The following is a 17,822-nucleotide window of genomic DNA, read 5'->3' as shown; positions in this document are numbered from 1 at the left end:
AGGCTTAAATGGGGGCAGCCGGCCCTGAATGGGGAAACCAGCCACTTAAAAAACTAAAATCAACGGTTTGGCGCTTTGTCCGCAACAGCTGCAAACCGGCTTTGGCAGCGCCCCCGATCGTTTTTACACCTTCTGACCATGTCCGATAACAACACCGTGCCCCCTGTCCAAGACGAGAACCAGCTGATCGCCGAACGCCGCGAAAAGCTCAAGGCCATGCGCCAACGGCAGGCCGAAGGCCGGGGCGTCGCCTTCCCCAACGACGTCAAGCCGACGCACCGGGCGGCAGAGGTTTTCGAAAAGTACAGCGACAAGACCAACGAGGAACTCGAGCCGCTGGCGATCAAGGTTCATGTCGCAGGCCGCATGATGCTCAAGCGAGTGATGGGCAAGGCGAGCTTTGCGACGCTGCAGGATGCTTCGTTCGGCCCTACCGGCGGCCGCATCCAGCTCTATATCAACAATGAGGGCGTCGGCGAGGAAGTCCACAGCGCCTTCAAGCACTGGGACCTGGGCGATATCGTCGAGGCGACCGGCACGGTGTTCCGGACCCGGACCGGTGAACTTTCGATCCATGCGACCAGCCTGCGCCTGGTCACCAAAAGCCTGCGCCCCCTGCCCGACAAATTCCACGGCATGGCCGACCAGGAAGTCAAATACCGCCAGCGTTATGTCGACCTGATCATGGATGCGGACGCGCGCAAACGGTTCATGGCGCGCAGCAAGGCGGTCAGCAGCATCCGTGAATTCATGGTCGCAAACGATTTCCTTGAAGTCGAAACCCCCATGCTGCACCCCATCCCGGGCGGCGCCAATGCCAAGCCGTTCAAGACGCACCACAACGCGCTGGACCAGGAGATGTTTTTGCGCATCGCGCCTGAGCTCTACCTCAAGCGCCTCATCGTCGGCGGTTTCGAGCGTGTTTTTGAGATCAACCGCAGCTACCGCAACGAAGGCATCAGCGTCCGCCACAACCCCGAGTTCACCATGATGGAGTTCTACGCCGCCTGGTGGAATTACTCGGACCTGATGACGTTTACCGAAGCGCTGATCCGTGACGTGGCACAAAAAGTTTGCGGGTCGCTCGAGCTGAACTATGGAACCGGCCGGCTCGGGGGACCAATTGATCTGAGCAAGCCCTTTGAACGCCTGACGATCCGTGAAGCCATCCTCAAGCACACCGAGGCCGGCAAGCATGTGGACGATGCGGCCTGGCTGATGAACGCCCTCAAGAAGCTCGGCATGAGCGAGGAAAAAGACCGCCTCTCGACCCGTTCGCTGGCCAGCCTGCAGGTGCTTTATTTTGAGGAAACGGTGGAAGAAAAGCTCTGGCAGCCGACCTTCATCATGGAGCACCCGACCGAAATCTCCCCCCTGGCACGCGCAAACGACAGCCGCCCGGAGGTGACGGAACGCTTTGAGCTCTACATCACCGGCCGCGAATTCGGCAATGGTTTCAGTGAGCTGAACGACGCTGAAGAGCAGGCCGCGCGCTTTAACGCCCAGGTAGCCGCCAAGGACAGCGGTGACGACGAAGCCATGTTTTATGACCACGACTTCATCCGCGCGCTGGAATACGGCATGCCGCCGACCGGCGGCTGCGGGGTCGGCATAGACCGGCTGATGATGCTGCTGACCGACAGCCCCAGCATCCGCGATGTGATTCTGTTCCCCGCGCTGCGACGTGAGGTTTAGCCCACGATCGCGCACTTCGCCATACGCGATTCCACACCAGCAGGGGCCGCGGGACTGGCTTTGCCAGACCGCTGGCGCCGCCCCCTTGAGGGGGGAACAGGCTACACGCAGTGAGTCTGGACGGGGGTGAACCATATGCCACTCAAATACCTTCTCGGCTACCCCGACAGTCTTCAGACGCAGGTGCGGCAGCTGCTGGCACAAGGCCGGTTGGGTGCGATGCTGCTTGCCAAATACCCCCTCGCCCATGGCGTGCGGACGGACAAGGCCCTGTACGACTACGTGATGGGGCTCAAAAGCGAGTTTTTGCGCAGCTCGGAACCGCTCTCCAAAGTCGCGTTTGACAGCAAGCTGCACGTGATTGCCCATGCGCTGGGCACGCACACCACCGTCTCCAGGGTTCAGGGCAGCAAGCTCAAGGCCAAGCGCGAAATCCGCGTGGCCACGCTGTTCAGGGAAGTGCCCGAAGAGTTTTTGCGGATGATTGCGGTGCACGAACTGGCCCACATGAAGGAAAAAGCGCACGACAAGGCTTTCTACCAGCTCTGTACCCATATGGAGCCGCACTACCACCAGTATGAATTTGACCTGCGGGTGTACCTGACGCACATGGATGCGGTGGGCCGGCTGGAGTGGCCTTCAGCCTGAAGATGACGGCTCCGTCAGGTTCGATTCGTACGGACCTGCAGTGGGGCCATATTTATGAAAAATAGGCCTGAAAGCCAATGCGAACGGGCGCAAGCAGCTATATATTTAATAGCAACCTGGAGCCGCCTCAAGGCACTCTCAGGGAATCAGTCCCATCGCGTGCATATAGGCAGGGTGCAGCATCAGCTCATCCCATTCGTGGGCAGGCGTTGCAGGCAGCAGGTCCAGCCGGCGCAGCTCGCTGGACTCCAGCGCTTCCCACCGACCCTTGAGCAGCGCCTCGGCCATACCGTCCAGCAGTTCGTCCACCGGCTTGCCCTCCCCTACCGACTGGTTGCACAGCAGGACCATGTCGCAGCCGGCGTTCAGCGCAGTGATGGCAGCCTCGGTGTAGCTGACTTCCTTGCCGTCGATGAGCCGGGCGCCAGCCATGCTCAGGTCGTCGCTGAAAATCGCGCCGCCAAAACCCAGCTGGCCGCGCAGGATGTAAGTAAGCCATTTTTCCGAAAAACCTGCCGGCCGGGCGTCCACCTTGGGGTAGATCACATGCGCCGGCATCACGCTGGTGAGCGTGGTGTTCAACCATTCATAAGGCGCGGCGTCGTCGGCCAAGAGGGCCTTCAGGCTGCGTTTGTCGACCGGGATGTCGGTGTGTGAATCAGCCTTGACGAACCCATGGCCGGGGAAGTGCTTGCCGCAATTGGCGACGCCGGCTTGCAGCAAGCCGTGCATCAGGCTTTTGGCCAGCAGCGTGACGACGCGCGGGTCGCGTCCAAAGGCGCGGTCGCCGATGACGCCGCTTTCACCCCAATCGAGATCCAGCACCGGCGTGAAACTGAAATCAACGCCGCAAGCGCGCAACTCGGCGCCCAGCACGTAGCCACAGGCGGTGGCGGCGTTGGTGGCCGCAAGCTGGTCCTTCATCCACAGCGAGCCCAGCGCGCGCATGGGCGGCAGGTGGGTAAAACCATCCGTCCTGAAGCGTTGCACGCGGCCGCCCTCGTGGTCCACGCAAATCAGCAAGTCCGGCCGGATGCTCTTGATCTCAGCACAGAGCGCGCTCAGTTGCCGGCGGTCTTGCCAGTTGCGGCCAAACAGGATGATCCCGCCGGTCAATGGGTCCTTGAGGCGCCGGCGGTCGGCTTTGGTCAGCGTAAGGCCGGCGATGTCGATGATGAGGGGGGCGTGCTGGGTCATGGGATTGAAACTCAGGAATGAATTACTATTAAATTGATAGCTGGTGGCGCACGGCTGGCGGGCGCTAGAGGCTGTTTTTCTCTACAACCACAAAACTGGCGGCGTAATCGGTTTCATCGGTGACGGACACATGGGCGGTGAGTTGGCGGGCTTCAAACCAGGCCTTGAGCGTGCCGTGCAGCACGATCTCGGGTTTGCCGCTGGGCGCCTTGGCGATTTCGCAGCTGCGCCATGTCATGGGCATGCGCATGCCGGTGCCGATCGCCTTGCTGAAAGCTTCTTTGGCCGAAAACCGGGTGGCAAGGTAGCTGACGCCGCGGTCGGGCCAGCGCGCGCTGCGGTGTTTCCAGGTGGCGAGTTCACCGTCGCTCAGGATCCTGCGGGCAAAACGTTCGCCATGCCTCTCAAGGCTGGCGCGGATGCGGCGCACGTCGCAGATGTCAGTTCCAATACCGTAAATCATCTAGCACCCAGTCGCCGCAAAGTGACACGCAAAAAGCCAGCATGAGCCGTGGAACCGGCTTTGCCGGGCCACAGGCGGGCGGCCCCTTTCGTGATGAAAGGGGCAGGGAGATGCCGCAGGCTGCGCGCAGTGGGCGACCGTGGGGGCTCCAATCATGCGGGGGCAAACGCCTGGGAGATGCAATGCAGGTAACGCCTGGTGGTCGCGGCGTAACCCAACTCGAGCGCGTCGGCAACAAAAGCGTGGCCTATCGACACCTCCAGCACGTTGGGGACTTCGCGTACAAACTCCGTGAGGTTGTCGCAGTTCAGGTCGTGGCCGGCGTTGATGCCCAGGCCGGCTGCGGCAGCGGCCTGGCCCGCACGGGTAAAGCGTGCGAGGACTTCGGCCTTTTCAGGGGTTGCCCAGGCGCGGGCGTAGGTTTCGGTATAAAACTCCACCCGGTCGGCGCCCACGGCCTTGGCCGCTGCCATGGCTTCGGGAATCGGGTCCATGAACAGACTGACCCGCACACGGCGGTCATGCACCTGTTCTATCAGGGGCAGCAGGCGCTCAGCATCTTCGGGGAAATTCCAGCCGTGGTCGCTGGTGAACTGGTCCTCGCTGTCCGGCACAAAGGTGCACTGGTGCAGCGGCAGGCCCCGGGCGGCCAGGTCGTGCACAAAGCCCATCAGGTTCTGGAACGGGTTGCCTTCGATGTTGAATTCGCGGTCGGGCCAGTCTTTCATCAGCGCAGCGAGTTCAAAGACGTCGTCAGGGCGAATATGGCGCTCGTCGGGCCGCGGGTGCACCGTGATGCCCTGGGCCCCAGCCTCCAGGCAAAGCTCGGCGGCGCGGCGCACGCTGGGAATATCCAGGTGGCGGGAGTTGCGCAGCAAGGCGACCTTGTTGACATTGACCGACAGTGCGGTCTTGTCGTAGGTGTGGGACACGAGGGGAGCGGGTGAAAGAAGTTTCATGGCGGTTGCTCGTTAGAAAGCTTGCAGGTCCATCATCATCTGCCGGGTTTTCAGGACCTTGACGCCACAATGGTAGTGCAGCAGGCTGCGCAACTGGGTTTTGAGCTCATTAAAACCGGGGATACAGGCCCGTACGGTGTCGGAAAACAGGGCCTCGTCGCCCAGCGCCTGCTGCAGCGCCTGCCATTGCCCGCCGGGCAGGCTGACGCGGTCGTCGTCATGCGCCTGCCGTAGCCCGGCCTCGGGTACAAGTACATAGCGGGTGCCCGGGACCAGCGGCGCCAGCGTGGCGGTTTCGGCGTCCAGCAGGGGTAAAAGACCGATGTCGCGCAGCAGCCGCAACTCGAATGCGCGCAGCGCCAGCTGCAGGGTTTCGGCACTTTGTGCAGCGATCAATTGCACCGTGGCGGCGTAGGCGTCAAACAGCACGGGATGCGGGTCGTCACGCGCCATCAGGCGCATGAGCAGCTCGTTGAGGTAATAACCCGACAGCAAGGCATCGCCAGTGGGCATGACATGGCCACCCTGCCATTCGGCGCTTTTGAGGGTACGGATTTCTGCGTCACCGCCGAAGGCGATGTGCAGCGGCTGCAGCGGCAACAAGATCGGCCGGAAACTGGAACTCGGCTTTTTGGCCCCCCGCGCCACCAGAGCCACCCGGCCATATTTGCGGGTGAACACCTCCAGGATCAGGCTGGATTCACTCCAGTCGTAGCGGTGCAGGACGTAGGCGGGCTCGTCACCTATACGCTTGGTGGCCATGTTCAGGGATTCAAACGGTTTAAAGAAGGCAGGCCAGCATGAGCCGCGGAACTGGCTTTGCCAGGCCGCAGGCGAGCGGCCCCCAAGGGGCTGGAGCCCGCGGCTCCGAGCCTGCCTGCGCAGGCTTGGACGGGCGACAGAGGCGAAGCGTCTCGCGAGCCGCGGCCTGCAAGGCCTCGGGAGCTACACGAAGTGAGCGACCGTGGGGGCCTCATTCATACCCGAAGGTCTTGACCCTTGCCTCATCGTCCGCCCAACCCGAGCGCACCTTGACCCAGATCTCCAGGAACACCTTGCCGCCAGTGAGGGTTTCAAGCTCATGCCGGGCTTCAGTGCCGATGCGTTTGAGCTTTTCGCCCTTCTCGCCAATGATCATGCCTTTGTGCCCGTCGCGCTCCACCACGATGGTGGCGGCAATCTTGCGCAGGGCACCCTCTTCTTCATACTGGTCAATGATGACGGTGGAGGTATAGGGAAGCTCGTCGCCCGTCAGGCGGAACAGCTTTTCGCGGATGATTTCGGCCGCCATGAAGCGATCACTGCGGTCGGTCAATTCGTCGGCACCGTACATCCAGGGCTGCACCGGCAGGTATTTTTCGCAGATGCCGAACAGGCGCTCGATGTCCTTGGCATTGTTGGCCGACATGGGCACGAACTCGGCGAAATTGTGCCGCTCCTGCATTTCCTTGAGCCAAGGCGCGATTTCGGCACGGCGGTGAATCAAATCGAACTTGTTGGCCAACAAAATTGCGGGTGTCTTTTCGGGCAGCAGGGCCAGAACCTTGGCGTCGGCCTGGTTGAACTGGCCGGCTTCCACCACAAAGACAATGAGGTCCACATCATTGACGGCACCGACCACGGTGCGGTTCAGTGAACGGTTCAGCGCGTTGCCGTGCCGGGTCTGAAAGCCCGGCGTGTCCACGAAGACATACTGCGTCCCCTTGACCGTGCGCATGCCGGTGATGCGGTGGCGCGTGGTCTGGGCCTTGCGTGAGGTGATGCTGATCTTTTGCCCCACCAGGGCATTGAGCAGGGTGGACTTGCCCACGTTGGGCTTGCCGACAATGGCGATCAGGCCGCAACGCTGCTCGCCGGCGGGAGGTGTGCCAGTGCCGGTGGGCACGGCCGCGCCGCGCGAGGACAGCGCCTGCGCCAGCATGGCTTCCAGCGCATCGGGCGGCTGCACGGCTTCCGGGGCTTTGGCTTGACGCTTTTTCGGCGCGACTGCAGAGGGAGTCGCCGCAGCAGCTACCGGGGTTTTCGGTTCTTTTTTACCTGTACTCATAATCTTGGTGTGTTGGCCTGCGGCCTTCGGGCGGCTGCCGGCGAGGAGTCAGGAATCCAGTGTCTTGACAAACATCAGCATGGCGGCGGCGGCGGCTTGTTCGCCGGCCCGGCGGGAGCCGCCGATCCCGCGCTCGGCCCGGCCATACTCGGTGATCTCGCATTCCACATCGAAGGTCTGCTTGTGGGCCGCACCCATGGTGCCCACCACGCGGTAAATCGGCAGGTTCATTTTGCGCCCCTGCAGCCACTCCTGCAATTCGGTTTTCGGATCTTTGCCGATGGCCTGCATCTGGGGGTTGATTTCCACGTCCTTGAACAGCCGGTGCACCAGCAGGTTGGCCGCCTCAAAGCCGGCGTCCAGGTAAACGGCGCCTATCACAGCTTCCAGCGCGTCAGCGAGGATGGAGGGCCGTTTCTGCCCGCCGGATTTCGCCTCACCTTCACCCAGCCGTACCAGGTCCGGCAAGCCAAGCACGACGGCAAGTTTATGCAGGGTGTCCTGCTTGACCAGGTTGGCCCGTACGCGCGAAAGGTCGCCCTCAGGCAGGGTACTCAGTTGCTCGAAGAGCAGCCCCGCGACAGCCAGGTTCAGGACGGAATCGCCCAGAAATTCGATACGCTCATTATGGTCGGTCGAGAAGCTGCGGTGCGTCAGCGCCTGCTGGAGCAGCCTTGGGTCGGAAAAATCATGCTGCAGGCGCTTTTGCAGTGCCAGCAGACCAGGACTTGAGGTAGCACTCGCTCGCACTTACTTGGCACGGCCGTTGTACTTGAGCAGCAGATAAGCTGGGCCAACCATGTGAATTTCCTTGTTATAGGCGAAAGCCACCACGGTTTTGTCGCCCTCCTTGGTCACTTCCAAGTCCTTACCGGTAATCGACTTGATATCGTCAATCTGGGCGGCCTTGTCAAATATTGACTTGGCTTCGCCGACAGTGCTGCCCTCCCTGGCTTTGCCCGCAGCTTTAAGAATGGCCTGGTACTCCACCAGCGTCGGAAGAACCTGGGCGGCCAGAATACCGCTACACACCAGAACGACGCCTACAAACAGAATGCCAATAAAGGAAATTCCACGTTGACGATGTTTCATTTTTTCTCCTGCTTTGACTAGGAAGTTCTGTCGCATTGCCTCTTGGTACACCAAAGTGTGCCAAAAAGGGGGCTATTCGAAAGAACCGATACGCTTGAGGTTGCCGAAATTCATCCAGACAAAAAAGGCCTTGCCGACAATGTTTTTATCGGGAACAAACCCCCAATAGCGGGAGTCCAGCGAATTATCGCGGTTATCGCCCATCATGAAATACTGCCCCTCAGGCACCTTGCAGACAACGCCCTCGCTACTGTAACGGCAATTTTCCTTGAAAGGAAAGTCCATGACCTCCCGCTCATCGAGGCCCGCCCGCCGGGAGTCGTCATTCAGCAAGCGGTATTTCTTTGTCCCATTGACCTCTTCGAACTGTTTGGCGTAACGCAAAATATCTTCGTCAAAAAAGTCGGGCAAAGGCGTCTTGACCAGAGGCTTGCCGTTAATGGTCAGCTTCTTGTTCAGGTAGGCCACCTCATCCCCGGGCACACCCACCACCCGCTTGATGTAATCCAGGCTCGGTTTTGGGGGATAGCGAAACACCATCACATCCCCGCGCTGCGGGGTGTTGTTGTCCAGTACCTTGATATTGAGCACCGGCAGGCGAACGCCGTAATGGAATTTGTTGACCAAGATCAGGTCGTTGACGAGCAGCGTCGGGATCATGGAGCCGGAAGGAATCTTGAAGGGCTCAAACAGGAAGGAGCGCAACAGGAAAACCACCACGATCACCGGGAAAAGACCGGCGGTCCAGTCCAGCCACCAGGGCTGCATGATGAGGCGGGTTCTGGCTTCGTCAACATGGTTGTCGACCTGGCTGATGCCTTTGCCGGCGAGTTCAGCCTGCCGCCTGGCAGCACTTTCCTCGAATGCCGCCGCCGCACGGTAGCGCTGCGGCAAAAAGTAAAACCGCTCGGCCAGCCAGTAAATCCCGGTGACCACCGACGCCAGAAACAGCAGCAGGGAAAAGTTTCCGTCCACGACGCCGAAGTACCAGGCAGCGCCATAACCCACAAAGGCGGCCAGCACCACGGCCGTGATCGTGCTCATTGCGCCGCGCATCAATCTTCCACCTGCAAAATGGCCAGGAAGGCTTCTTGGGGGACTTCAACGGAACCGATTTGTTTCATGCGTTTTTTACCCGCTTTTTGTTTTTCAAGGAGCTTGCGTTTGCGTGAAATATCGCCTCCGTAGCACTTGGCGATCACGTTTTTGCGCAGCGCCTTGATTGTCTCACGCGCAATAATGTTGGCCCCGATCGCCGCCTGGATGGCCACATCGAATTGCTGCCGGGAGATGATCTCGCGCATTTTGGCCACCACCGCCCGGCCGCGGTAGGCTGACTGGCTGCGGTGGACGATGATGGACAGCGCATCGACCTTCTCGCCATTCAGCAGGATGTCCACCTTCACCACATCGGATGCCCGGAACTCCTTGAATTCGTAGTCCATCGACGCATAGCCGCGGGAGACGGACTTGAGCTTGTCGAAGAAGTCCAGCACGATCTCGCCCAGCGGCATTTCATAGGTCAGCATGACCTGCTTGCCGTGGTAAGCCATGTTCAGCTGGACGCCACGCTTCTGGTTGGCCAGCGTCATCACGGCGCCCACGTAGTCCTGCGGCATATACAAGTGCACGGTCACGATGGGCTCGCGGATCTCGTTAACCTTTCCACCGTCGGGAATTTTGGAGGGATTTTCAACCTTGAGGAGGGTTCCGTCGGATTGGAGAACTTCATAGACCACACTGGGGGCCGTCGTGATCAGATCCTGGTCGAATTCCCGCTCGAGCCGCTCCTGGACGATCTCCATGTGCAGCAGCCCCAGGAACCCGCAGCGAAACCCAAAACCCAGCGCCTCGCTGACTTCCGGCTCATAGTGCAGCGACGCATCATTGAGCTTGAGTTTTTCCAGTGCGTCGCGCAGGGATTCGTATTCACTGGCCTCTGAGGGATACAGGCCGGCAAACACCGCAGGCTGGATTTCCTTGAAGCCGGGCAAGGCCTCGGTGGCAGTAAAGGCTGCGCCGCCTGTCCCGGGCTTGATCAGGGTCACGGTGTCGCCGACCCGCGCCGCCTGGAGCTCCTTGATCCCAGCGATGACAAAACCCACCTCGCCGGATTCGAGCGCCTGGCGAGGCTCGGTATGCGGAGTAAAGACGCCTAATTGCTCGGCGTTGTACATCGCCTCGCTGGCCATCAGCTTGATACGGTCACCCTTGGCAAGCCGGCCGTCCACAACACGCACCAGCATGACGACGCCCACATAAGCGTCGTACCAACTGTCAATGATCATGGCGCGTAACGGGCCGCCTGGATTACCTTTGGGCGGCGGAATCCTGGCAACGACGGCCTCCAGGATTTCATCGATGCCCATGCCCGTCTTGGCACTACAGGGAATCGCATCGGTCGCGTCGATGCCGATCACTTCTTCGATTTCCTGCTTGGCGTTATCAGGGTCGGCTTGCGGCAAGTCCATCTTGTTGAGCACCGGCACGACTTCCACGCCGAGGTCCAGCGCGGTGTAGCAGTTGGCGACGGTCTGCGCTTCCACACCCTGGCTGGCGTCCACCACCAGCAGCGCCCCCTCGCATGCGGACAGCGAGCGGCTCACTTCATAAGAGAAGTCGACGTGGCCCGGCGTGTCGATCAGATTGAGGTTGTAGACCTCGCCGTTGAGTGCCTTGTATTTGAGCGCAGCGGTCTGCGCCTTGATGGTTATCCCACGCTCTTTTTCAATATCCATCGAATCCAGAACCTGCGCACTCATCTCTCTGTCCTGCAAACCGCCGCAACGCTGGATGAGACGGTCAGCCAGCGTGGATTTGCCGTGATCAATGTGGGCAATGATCGAAAAATTTCTGATGTGATTCATCAACGAGAACGCCTAAGTACTTGAAAGTATTGCGAAGAGATTGGATGGAATTCGCGAGGGCCATAAAAAAGGGCGCGTCGAGTAGCGACGCGCCCTGAACCAACAATCTATGGCAACTGCGATAGTTGGAACTTCATTGTAGGCAAAAAGCTGGAGCCGAACAGTCCCGAAATGGCCATATTTTTGTCGTTGCAGGCTAGCAACATGGATCTTATGCACAACTTATTCACAATTTTATACTGCTTGTCTCTGGACAACTTGTGGGTGATCTGTGGAGCGTTCGGTATTACTCAAAATAAAGAGAGAAACCGGGTCTTTAGCCATTCCGATATATCGAAATAGCGCAGAGGGGAGCTCATATTCTACCGAAAATGGTCCATGGACCACTTTATTGTGAGTAATCACTAACAAAAATCAGGTCTGGTCCCTCGCAAAAATATATTTTTGCGAAGCACCAGATTCCGCGTCAGGCGGCAAAAACCCCCATAGCCCGGCAGGGTATGGGGGTTAAAGGCAGCTTCACACGCTCCTTGCCGCGCCGCCGCGGGAAAGCGCCCCTAGGTAGCGCCTTCAGCGGGAAGGCCTGATCAATGCGTATTGCGCCCACTCGCCCCGGCGGAACAATACGTTGATGGCCTTGGACTTGTCGATTTTGGCAAGGGCCGCTTCAAATTCCTTGACGCTGGTGACTTCGGAGTTGGCAATCGCCACAATCACGTCGCCTTCTTTCAGGCCGGCCCGCGCAGCAACCCCTTCAGCGGTGTCCACCTTGACGCCACCCTTGATCTTCAGCTCTTTCTTCTGCGCGTCGGGCACTTCACTGACGGCCAGACCTAAAGCTTGTGCGGCCCCCGCCACCGGAGGCTTGGGTTCGGGTCCAGCCGAAGCCTTGCGCGCGGGTCTTTCGGCCTCGACCTCACCGATCGTGACCGAAAGGTCCTTGCTCGCACCGCGCCTGAAGACAGTCACCACGGCCTTGGTACCCGGCTTCACGTTGCCGACCATGCGCGGCAAGTCGCTGGATTTTTCAATCGGCTTGCCGTCGAACTTGATGATGATGTCGCCAGCCTCAATGCCCGCTTTTTCTGCAGGTGCGCCGCTCTCAACACCCCTGACCAGTGCACCCTGGGCCTTGCCCAGGCCAATCGATTCCGCCACCTCTTTGGTGACCTGGTCGATCTGCACACCGATACGGCCCCGCGTGACCTTGCCGCTCGTGCGCAGCTGATCGGACACGCGCGCTGCCTCATCTATGGGAATGGAAAAGGAAATGCCCTGGAAGCCGCCGGAGCGCGAATAAATTTGGCTGTTGATGCCAACCACCTCACCGCGCATATTGATCAGGGGCCCGCCGGAGTTGCCGGGGTTGATGGCCACGTCGGTCTGGATAAACGGCAGGTAGTCGCCGGTATCCCGCTGCTTGGCACTCACGATACCTGCGGTCACGGTGTTTTCCAGGCCAAATGGCGAACCGATGGCCATCACCCATTCCCCGACCTTGAGGCGGTTGATGTCGCCGATCTTCACTGCGGGCAGCCCCGTCGCCTCAATCTTGACGACGGCAACGTCACTGCGCTTGTCCGCACCGATGATTTTGGCTTTGAATTCGCGCTTGTCGGTCAACGTGACGATGACTTCATCGGCGCCTTCGACCACATGCGCGTTGGTCATCACAAAGCCGTCGGCCGTCAGGATGAAACCCGACCCGACGCCGCGTGGCTGATCTTCGTCAGGCTGAGGGCTGCGGTCCGGCCGGGGTGCGCGGGGCATATTGGGGGGGATCGGTATGCCAAAACGCTTGAAGAATTCCAGCATCTGTTCGTCGGCACTTCCGGAAGCCGCTGCCTTGACTTTCTCCAGGGTGCGGATATTGACCACCGAAGGACCCACCTGCTCCACCAGGTCCGTGAAATCCGGCAATGTGCGGTTCTGCGCCCAGACCGGCACGACCGGCAGCACCGCCAGGACCGCAGTGCTTCCCACGATGGCCGCCGTCAGGCAGGAGCGCAGGGGTTTCCAGTTCAATTCAAGCATCATCAGCCTCGTCATAAATGTTGTCATCCGGCAATCACACCCGGCGGCAACCCAAGGCCGGCGCCGGAGAAAACTGTTGCTGCACGTGGGCCCCGAGAAAGGTATCAGGACACCAGAGCATATTATTTCTTGCGCTCCAGCCCGCCCGCAAAAAGCTTCAAGGTACCCATGGGGACTTCACCCATCACGGTGACCCAATAGGCGTCGAGCTGCCGGGTAATCGTCTGGGTGGCGCCCATCGACAGGCTCGATTCCTGACCGTGGCGCTGGCGGTCGAATGGTTCTACAAAAATCGACACCGATGCCAAACCATCCGAAAAAATCCACTGCAGGGGCTCTTCACCGGCCGCAGTGCCAGCAGGCGCCAGTGCCGTCGCCGGTCGCTTGTAGCAACTCATGGGTTTAAAGCCCGCCACAGGCGCCTTCAGGAGCCAGCCTTCCGCGCTTGCCGTGGTCTTCATGAGAACAGGCTTTTCCACACGGTAACCGTCGACCTTGCCCATCATCTGGAGGAGCTTGTCCATTTTGACCGGAGCATCGAGCTGCAATTCTGAAAATGCCGCCTGTTCCAGGACCTTGCCGTCGGTATCGAGCGTCTGCAGCTTCACGACCAGGCCTTTCTTCTGTTCTGTCCAGACCCGGTAGCCAAACCGCATATTGTCTTTGGGCGCCAGCAGCACGATATCGGCCTCGACGCCCGCCACGCGCTCGGTACCCTCCTGACGGACCTTGTAATAGTCGGCAATCCGGTTATCGGTTGACTGCAGCAACTGGGGGAACATACCCAGCGACTCACGCTTTTCACTGCGAACCACCTTGTGGTCCGGCATGAAGGTGACCACCTGGTCGTTATGGCGAAAAATCGAGCGTGGTGCCCCCGTCAGCGTTTCTACCCGCTCCATTTGCTGGTCGCCCTCGCAAACATGCCAAATCTTCGCACTGGACATGGCGCCACCGGAAGAGACGACAAAGGTGCCAATGTACGAGCGCTTTTTGGAAGCCTCGTGCATGCGCATCAGCCAATCGTTGATGTTGCGGGATTCCACGGGCGTCGCAGCAGGGGCCGGCGGCGGCACCTGTGCCGCTACAAAATTCATAGCTGGCAGCGCACATCCCGCAAGGGCTAGAAGGCGAAATAGCTTGAATTTCATGAAGTTTCCAAAGCCCGGCAGCAAGCAAGCGTCCGCTCAGCGTCCTGCATTTTGCGGCGTTTCAAAGGTGGCATTGCGCAAGAAACCCGAAGGCTCCTGCAGGGCCGACGTGCCCCCCAGCTGCTTGTGCGCAGCCAGCAGTTCCTCCAGCCGGGCATCCCGCACCATTGGGCCTTGGGGCGAAGCAACCAACACCTGTTGTGACAGTGGCGCCTGGGCAAGCTGCGGCGCCGAGCCAGGTGCCAGCAAGCCAGAGGCATTCCACGCAATGGCAGCCACCGCGGCGAGTGAGGCAAATCCTGCTACCAGCTTCCAGCGGAAATCGCTGTCATTGGCGGCTTCGCCATGCGGTTGAGACATTGCTTGCACGGGGACCTGAACAACATCCAGAGCCGGAGCACCAGGATGAAAACTCGAACCGGCCGGAGTTTCCTGGGCAAGGCGCTGGTTCAGGCGCGCCAAAAAGGCCATGTCCGCCCCTTTGGTCCGAAGCGCAGGAGATCGCAAAGCATCGCCAATCAGGTGATAGGTGTCCCAGGCGGCGACCGCTGAATCGTCGTGCCGGCTGGCATCGAGCGCAGCCACAAGTTCTTCCCCGTTCAATTGACCATCGGCCAGGGCAGACATGAGTTCACTGGTTTGCATTGACGGTTTCATCATGTTCGTGGGCAGCGGAACTGCCGTTTTGAAAGGCTCAAAATACAGGATCTGATTCGTGGGTTCATAGATGGCTCCTGGGTGCTGCGGCTTCACCAGCGCTTGCCGCTCTGGTTTTCCAGCAACGGTTTCACCTTCTGCGAAATTGCCTCGCGCGCCCTGAAAATCCGGGACCGCACTGTACCGATGGGGCAATCCATCGCCTCTGAAATCTCTTCGTAGCTCAGCCCTTCTATTTCACGCAGGGTAATGGCCTGGCGAAGCTCCTCAGGCAAGGCTTCCATGGCGGCATTGATGATTTCCGCAATTTCCTTGGTGGCCAGCACGGCTTCCGGCGTTTCCGAGCTTGTTAGTTCGTTTTCAAGCGGGGAAGTTTCATCGCTTTCATCGCTTTGGCCCGATTTAAAGGAGTTTTCAGAGACGGTTGGATCCCGTTTAAGGTCCATCAGGGCCTTTTTGGCGGTATTCACCGCAATCCGGTAAAGCCATGTGTAGAACTGGGCCTCGCCCCTGAACTGCGCCAGGGCCCTGTAGGCGCGGATGAACGTTTCCTGGGCGATATCTTCCACCAGGTCCACATCGCGCACCATACGGCCTATCAGGCGCTGGATGCGCCGCTGGTATTTGATGACCAGCAGCTCATATGCCTTCTGGTCGCCTGCAACGGTGCGCTCCACCAGCATGGCATCGCTGTCGGTTGCTTTTTCCAGTTGCGGCGGAGGCAGGTCAGCGCTCATGGGTTTTGTGACGTGACTTCAACTGGGCGCATAGACCCCGATACTGCCACAGCCGGCACGGGTTCTGCCGGCAGAAAATCGTGCGGCGATAAGGTGGAAGATGACTTGTGCGGCGAGTAGACCGCCCGGCGCAGGTCCAGCCATCGCTCCGGCATGACACCGCGCTCCACCCAAAGCCACAGCCGTGCGTGAACAGAATTTTCAAGCCGAAGCAGTAAATAGTGCTGAAAATCGGCAAGGACTGAAAGCTCATATTCGGCAACGCCCGCCTGGTAACCCGGGCCCTCCCAGCGCCACACTTCGCCATCCCATGCCAAGTGGCCCGCCGGAGAATTTCGCCAACCAATATGTGCTGCCACACCAGCGCCTAACGCGGCAGTAAGTGCCAGGCCGATGCGCCAATCCAGCTGACGGTTTCCATTGAAATACCAGAGCATGGCTAAAAGCAGCCCGGACAGCCATAAACCCAACAAAAGAGTACCCAGAAAACGCGAACGCCCCAGCGGATAAACAACCGGCGGGGCGTTGTGCAGGCTCAAGGCAGGCTGTTGGACGTGCGTGAGCCGGGAAATCAGGCGCGCTTGAAGACCAGCGTACCGTTGGTGCCGCCGAACCCGAAATTGTTTTTGACGGCAACCTCGATTTTTGCGTCACGCGCGGTATTGGCACAGTAGTCCAGGTCGCACTCGGGGTCCTGGTTGAAGATATTGATGGTCGGCGGAATTTTCTGGTGATACAGCGAAAGCACCGTAAACACCGACTCAATGCCGCCGGCGCCGCCCAAAAGGTGACCCGTCATGGATTTGGTCGAGCTGACCACCATGTTTTTAGCGTGGCTGCCGAACGCAGCCTTGACGGCGTTTGTCTCGTTCAAGTCGCCCAACGGCGTGGACGTGCCATGCGCGTTGAGGTACTGGACTTCGTCGGCATTGACACCTGCGTTCTTCAACGCCATGACCATGGAGCGACGCGGTCCGTCGACATCGGGCGCTGTCATGTGATATGCGTCTGCGCTCATGCCGAACCCGGTCAGTTCAGCATAAATTCTGGCGCCGCGCGCTTTGGCATGCTCGTACTCTTCGAGAACCAGCACACCGCCGCCTTCGCCCAGCACAAAACCATCACGGTCCTTGTCCCAGGGGCGAGACGCTGTTTTAGGGTCTTCGTTGCGGGTGGACAGGGCACGCGCTGCGGCAAAGCCGCCTACGCCCAGCGGAGAGACGCAGGACTCAGCGCCACCGGCCACCATCACGTCGCAATCGCCATATTCAATCATGCGAGCCGACAGGCCGATGGCATGAAGTCCCGTCGTACAGGCCGTTACGACCGCGACGTTGGGGCCTTTAAAGCCGAATTTGATGGATACATGCCCGGAAATCATGTTGATGATCGAGGCAGGTACAAAGAACGGAGACACCCGGCGCGGGCCGCGATTGACCAGCTCGGAATGCATTTGCTCGATCATCGGCAAACCGCCTATGCCCGAACCTATATTGCAGCCAATGCGGGTCGCCAGTTCGCCGTCGAGCGCCTCGCCTGTCGGCAAGCCGCTGTCGGCCACCGCCTGGAAAGCTGCAGCCAGACCCAGATGAATGAAGCGATCCATGTGCCGCGCTTCTTTTTCGGGAATGTAATCCGCGATATTGAAGCCTTTGACCTCACCGGCAAATTTGCAGGCAAAGTTGCTTGCATCAAACTGCGTGATCAGATCGATTCCGGGCACACCGGCAATCAGATTGGCCCAGGATTCAGCCACGGTATTACCTACCGGGCTGACACAACCCAGACCTGTCACGACGACACGACGACGGCTCATTCAGAAATCCTGAGAAAAACCCGAAAAGTCCTGGAATGACTTTTCAGGCTTGATGACGGCGGAGGCAGGCGAAAGCCTTGCCTCAAGCCTTTTGATGGGTGTTTGCGTAGTCAATCGCGTTCTGGACGGTGGTGATCTTCTCGGCGTCTTCGTCGGGAATCTCAATGCCGAACTCGTCTTCCAGAGCCATAACCAGTTCTACGGTGTCAAGGGAGTCAGCGCCCAGATCGGCCACGAAGGCTTTTTCGCTGGTGACCTGGCCTTCTTCCACGCCGAGTTGTTCGGCAATGATTTTCTTAACACGTGCTTCGATATCGCTCATAGTTCCCTCTGAGGGTTGTAAATTAATCCGTGATTTTACCGCGTTAGAGTCGTTTCCCTAAGCACCGTGCCGGACGGATAAAAACCGGCTTCGATTTCCCGTGTTTTACCACTGTCAGCCTGCCGTTTTCATGAAAC

At 59.4% G+C, this 17,822-nt stretch carries 18 protein-coding genes; 2 read left to right on the top strand and 16 right to left on the bottom strand.

Going from position 1 to position 17,822, the window contains the following annotated elements; translation table 11 throughout:
- Positions 1-138 precede the first annotated feature (138 nt).
- The gene (lysS, locus tag AC1D1J_RS12490) at positions 139-1,695 is read left to right on the top strand and encodes a lysine--tRNA ligase (RefSeq protein ID WP_477688067.1); all 1,557 of its coding nucleotides are present in this window, start codon (positions 139-141) and stop codon (positions 1,693-1,695) included.
- 135 nt (positions 1,696-1,830) lie between these two features.
- Positions 1,831-2,343: a YgjP-like metallopeptidase domain-containing protein gene (locus AC1D1J_RS12485; protein WP_477688066.1), complete on the top strand. Its 513-nt coding sequence runs from the start codon at positions 1,831-1,833 to the stop codon at positions 2,341-2,343.
- Positions 2,344-2,481: 138 nt separating this feature from the next.
- Here AC1D1J_RS12485 and nagZ read toward each other — a convergent pair whose 3' ends face one another.
- From nagZ to acpP, 16 genes are all read right to left on the bottom strand, one after another.
- Positions 2,482-3,540: a beta-N-acetylhexosaminidase gene (gene nagZ, locus AC1D1J_RS12480; protein WP_477688065.1), complete on the bottom strand. Its 1,059-nt coding sequence runs from the start codon at positions 3,538-3,540 to the stop codon at positions 2,482-2,484.
- A gap of 64 nt (positions 3,541-3,604) precedes the next feature.
- Positions 3,605-4,003 carry a holo-ACP synthase gene (gene acpS / locus AC1D1J_RS12475; protein ID WP_477688064.1) on the bottom strand — a complete coding sequence of 133 codons (399 nt, stop codon included), beginning with the start codon at positions 4,001-4,003 and terminating at the stop codon, positions 3,605-3,607.
- Between the two features lie 152 nt (positions 4,004-4,155).
- Positions 4,156-4,962 (bottom strand): pyridoxine 5'-phosphate synthase, encoded by an 807-nt coding sequence (locus tag AC1D1J_RS12470; RefSeq protein ID WP_477688063.1) that lies wholly within the window; start codon positions 4,960-4,962, stop codon positions 4,156-4,158.
- Between the two features lie 12 nt (positions 4,963-4,974).
- Positions 4,975-5,724, bottom strand: coding sequence for a DNA repair protein RecO (gene recO, locus AC1D1J_RS12465; RefSeq protein ID WP_477694853.1), 750 nt, complete (start codon positions 5,722-5,724; stop codon positions 4,975-4,977).
- Positions 5,725-5,935: 211 nt separating this feature from the next.
- Positions 5,936-6,883 (bottom strand): GTPase Era, encoded by a 948-nt coding sequence (gene era / locus AC1D1J_RS12460; RefSeq protein WP_477688115.1) that lies wholly within the window; start codon positions 6,881-6,883, stop codon positions 5,936-5,938.
- A 174-nt stretch (positions 6,884-7,057) separates the two neighbouring features.
- Positions 7,058-7,759, bottom strand: coding sequence for a ribonuclease III (gene rnc, locus AC1D1J_RS12455; RefSeq protein WP_477688061.1), 702 nt, complete (start codon positions 7,757-7,759; stop codon positions 7,058-7,060).
- Positions 7,760-8,101 (bottom strand): DUF4845 domain-containing protein, encoded by a 342-nt coding sequence (locus AC1D1J_RS12450; RefSeq protein ID WP_477688060.1) that lies wholly within the window; start codon positions 8,099-8,101, stop codon positions 7,760-7,762.
- Positions 8,102-8,173: 72 nt separating this feature from the next.
- The gene (gene lepB, locus AC1D1J_RS12445; protein WP_457279377.1) at positions 8,174-9,145 is read right to left on the bottom strand and encodes a signal peptidase I; all 972 of its coding nucleotides are present in this window, start codon (positions 9,143-9,145) and stop codon (positions 8,174-8,176) included.
- A gap of 11 nt (positions 9,146-9,156) precedes the next feature.
- On the bottom strand, positions 9,157-10,968 hold the full coding sequence (gene lepA, locus AC1D1J_RS12440) for a translation elongation factor 4 (protein ID WP_477671322.1): 1,812 nt from the start codon (positions 10,966-10,968) through the stop codon (positions 9,157-9,159).
- A gap of 570 nt (positions 10,969-11,538) precedes the next feature.
- Positions 11,539-13,002: a DegQ family serine endoprotease gene (locus AC1D1J_RS12435; protein WP_477688059.1), complete on the bottom strand. Its 1,464-nt coding sequence runs from the start codon at positions 13,000-13,002 to the stop codon at positions 11,539-11,541.
- A gap of 122 nt (positions 13,003-13,124) precedes the next feature.
- Positions 13,125-14,153 carry a MucB/RseB C-terminal domain-containing protein gene (locus tag AC1D1J_RS12430; protein ID WP_477671321.1) on the bottom strand — a complete coding sequence of 343 codons (1,029 nt, stop codon included), beginning with the start codon at positions 14,151-14,153 and terminating at the stop codon, positions 13,125-13,127.
- Positions 14,154-14,189: 36 nt separating this feature from the next.
- Positions 14,190-14,798 carry a sigma-E factor negative regulatory protein gene (locus AC1D1J_RS12425; protein WP_477694852.1) on the bottom strand — a complete coding sequence of 203 codons (609 nt, stop codon included), beginning with the start codon at positions 14,796-14,798 and terminating at the stop codon, positions 14,190-14,192.
- Between the two features lie 104 nt (positions 14,799-14,902).
- Positions 14,903-15,547, bottom strand: a complete 645-nt coding sequence (gene rpoE / locus AC1D1J_RS12420; protein WP_457279382.1) for an RNA polymerase sigma factor RpoE — start codon at positions 15,545-15,547, stop codon at positions 14,903-14,905.
- A complete protein-coding gene (locus AC1D1J_RS12415) occupies positions 15,544-16,086 on the bottom strand; it encodes a hypothetical protein (RefSeq protein ID WP_457279383.1) in 543 nt (180 codons plus the stop codon). The genes rpoE and AC1D1J_RS12415 overlap by 4 nt, the downstream gene beginning before the upstream one ends.
- 32 nt (positions 16,087-16,118) lie before the next feature.
- Complete coding sequence (gene fabF, locus AC1D1J_RS12410) at positions 16,119-17,363, bottom strand: beta-ketoacyl-ACP synthase II (RefSeq protein WP_457279384.1); 1,245 nt, start codon at positions 17,361-17,363, stop codon at positions 16,119-16,121.
- Between the two features lie 82 nt (positions 17,364-17,445).
- Complete coding sequence (gene acpP, locus AC1D1J_RS12405; RefSeq protein ID WP_011484542.1) at positions 17,446-17,685, bottom strand: acyl carrier protein; 240 nt, start codon at positions 17,683-17,685, stop codon at positions 17,446-17,448.
- Positions 17,686-17,822: the final 137 nt, after the last annotated feature.

Source organism: Polaromonas sp. P1_F8 (assembly GCF_056405635.1).
Note: the sequence above shows the minus strand (reverse complement) of the source record. Positions and strands in the feature narration are given on the sequence as shown.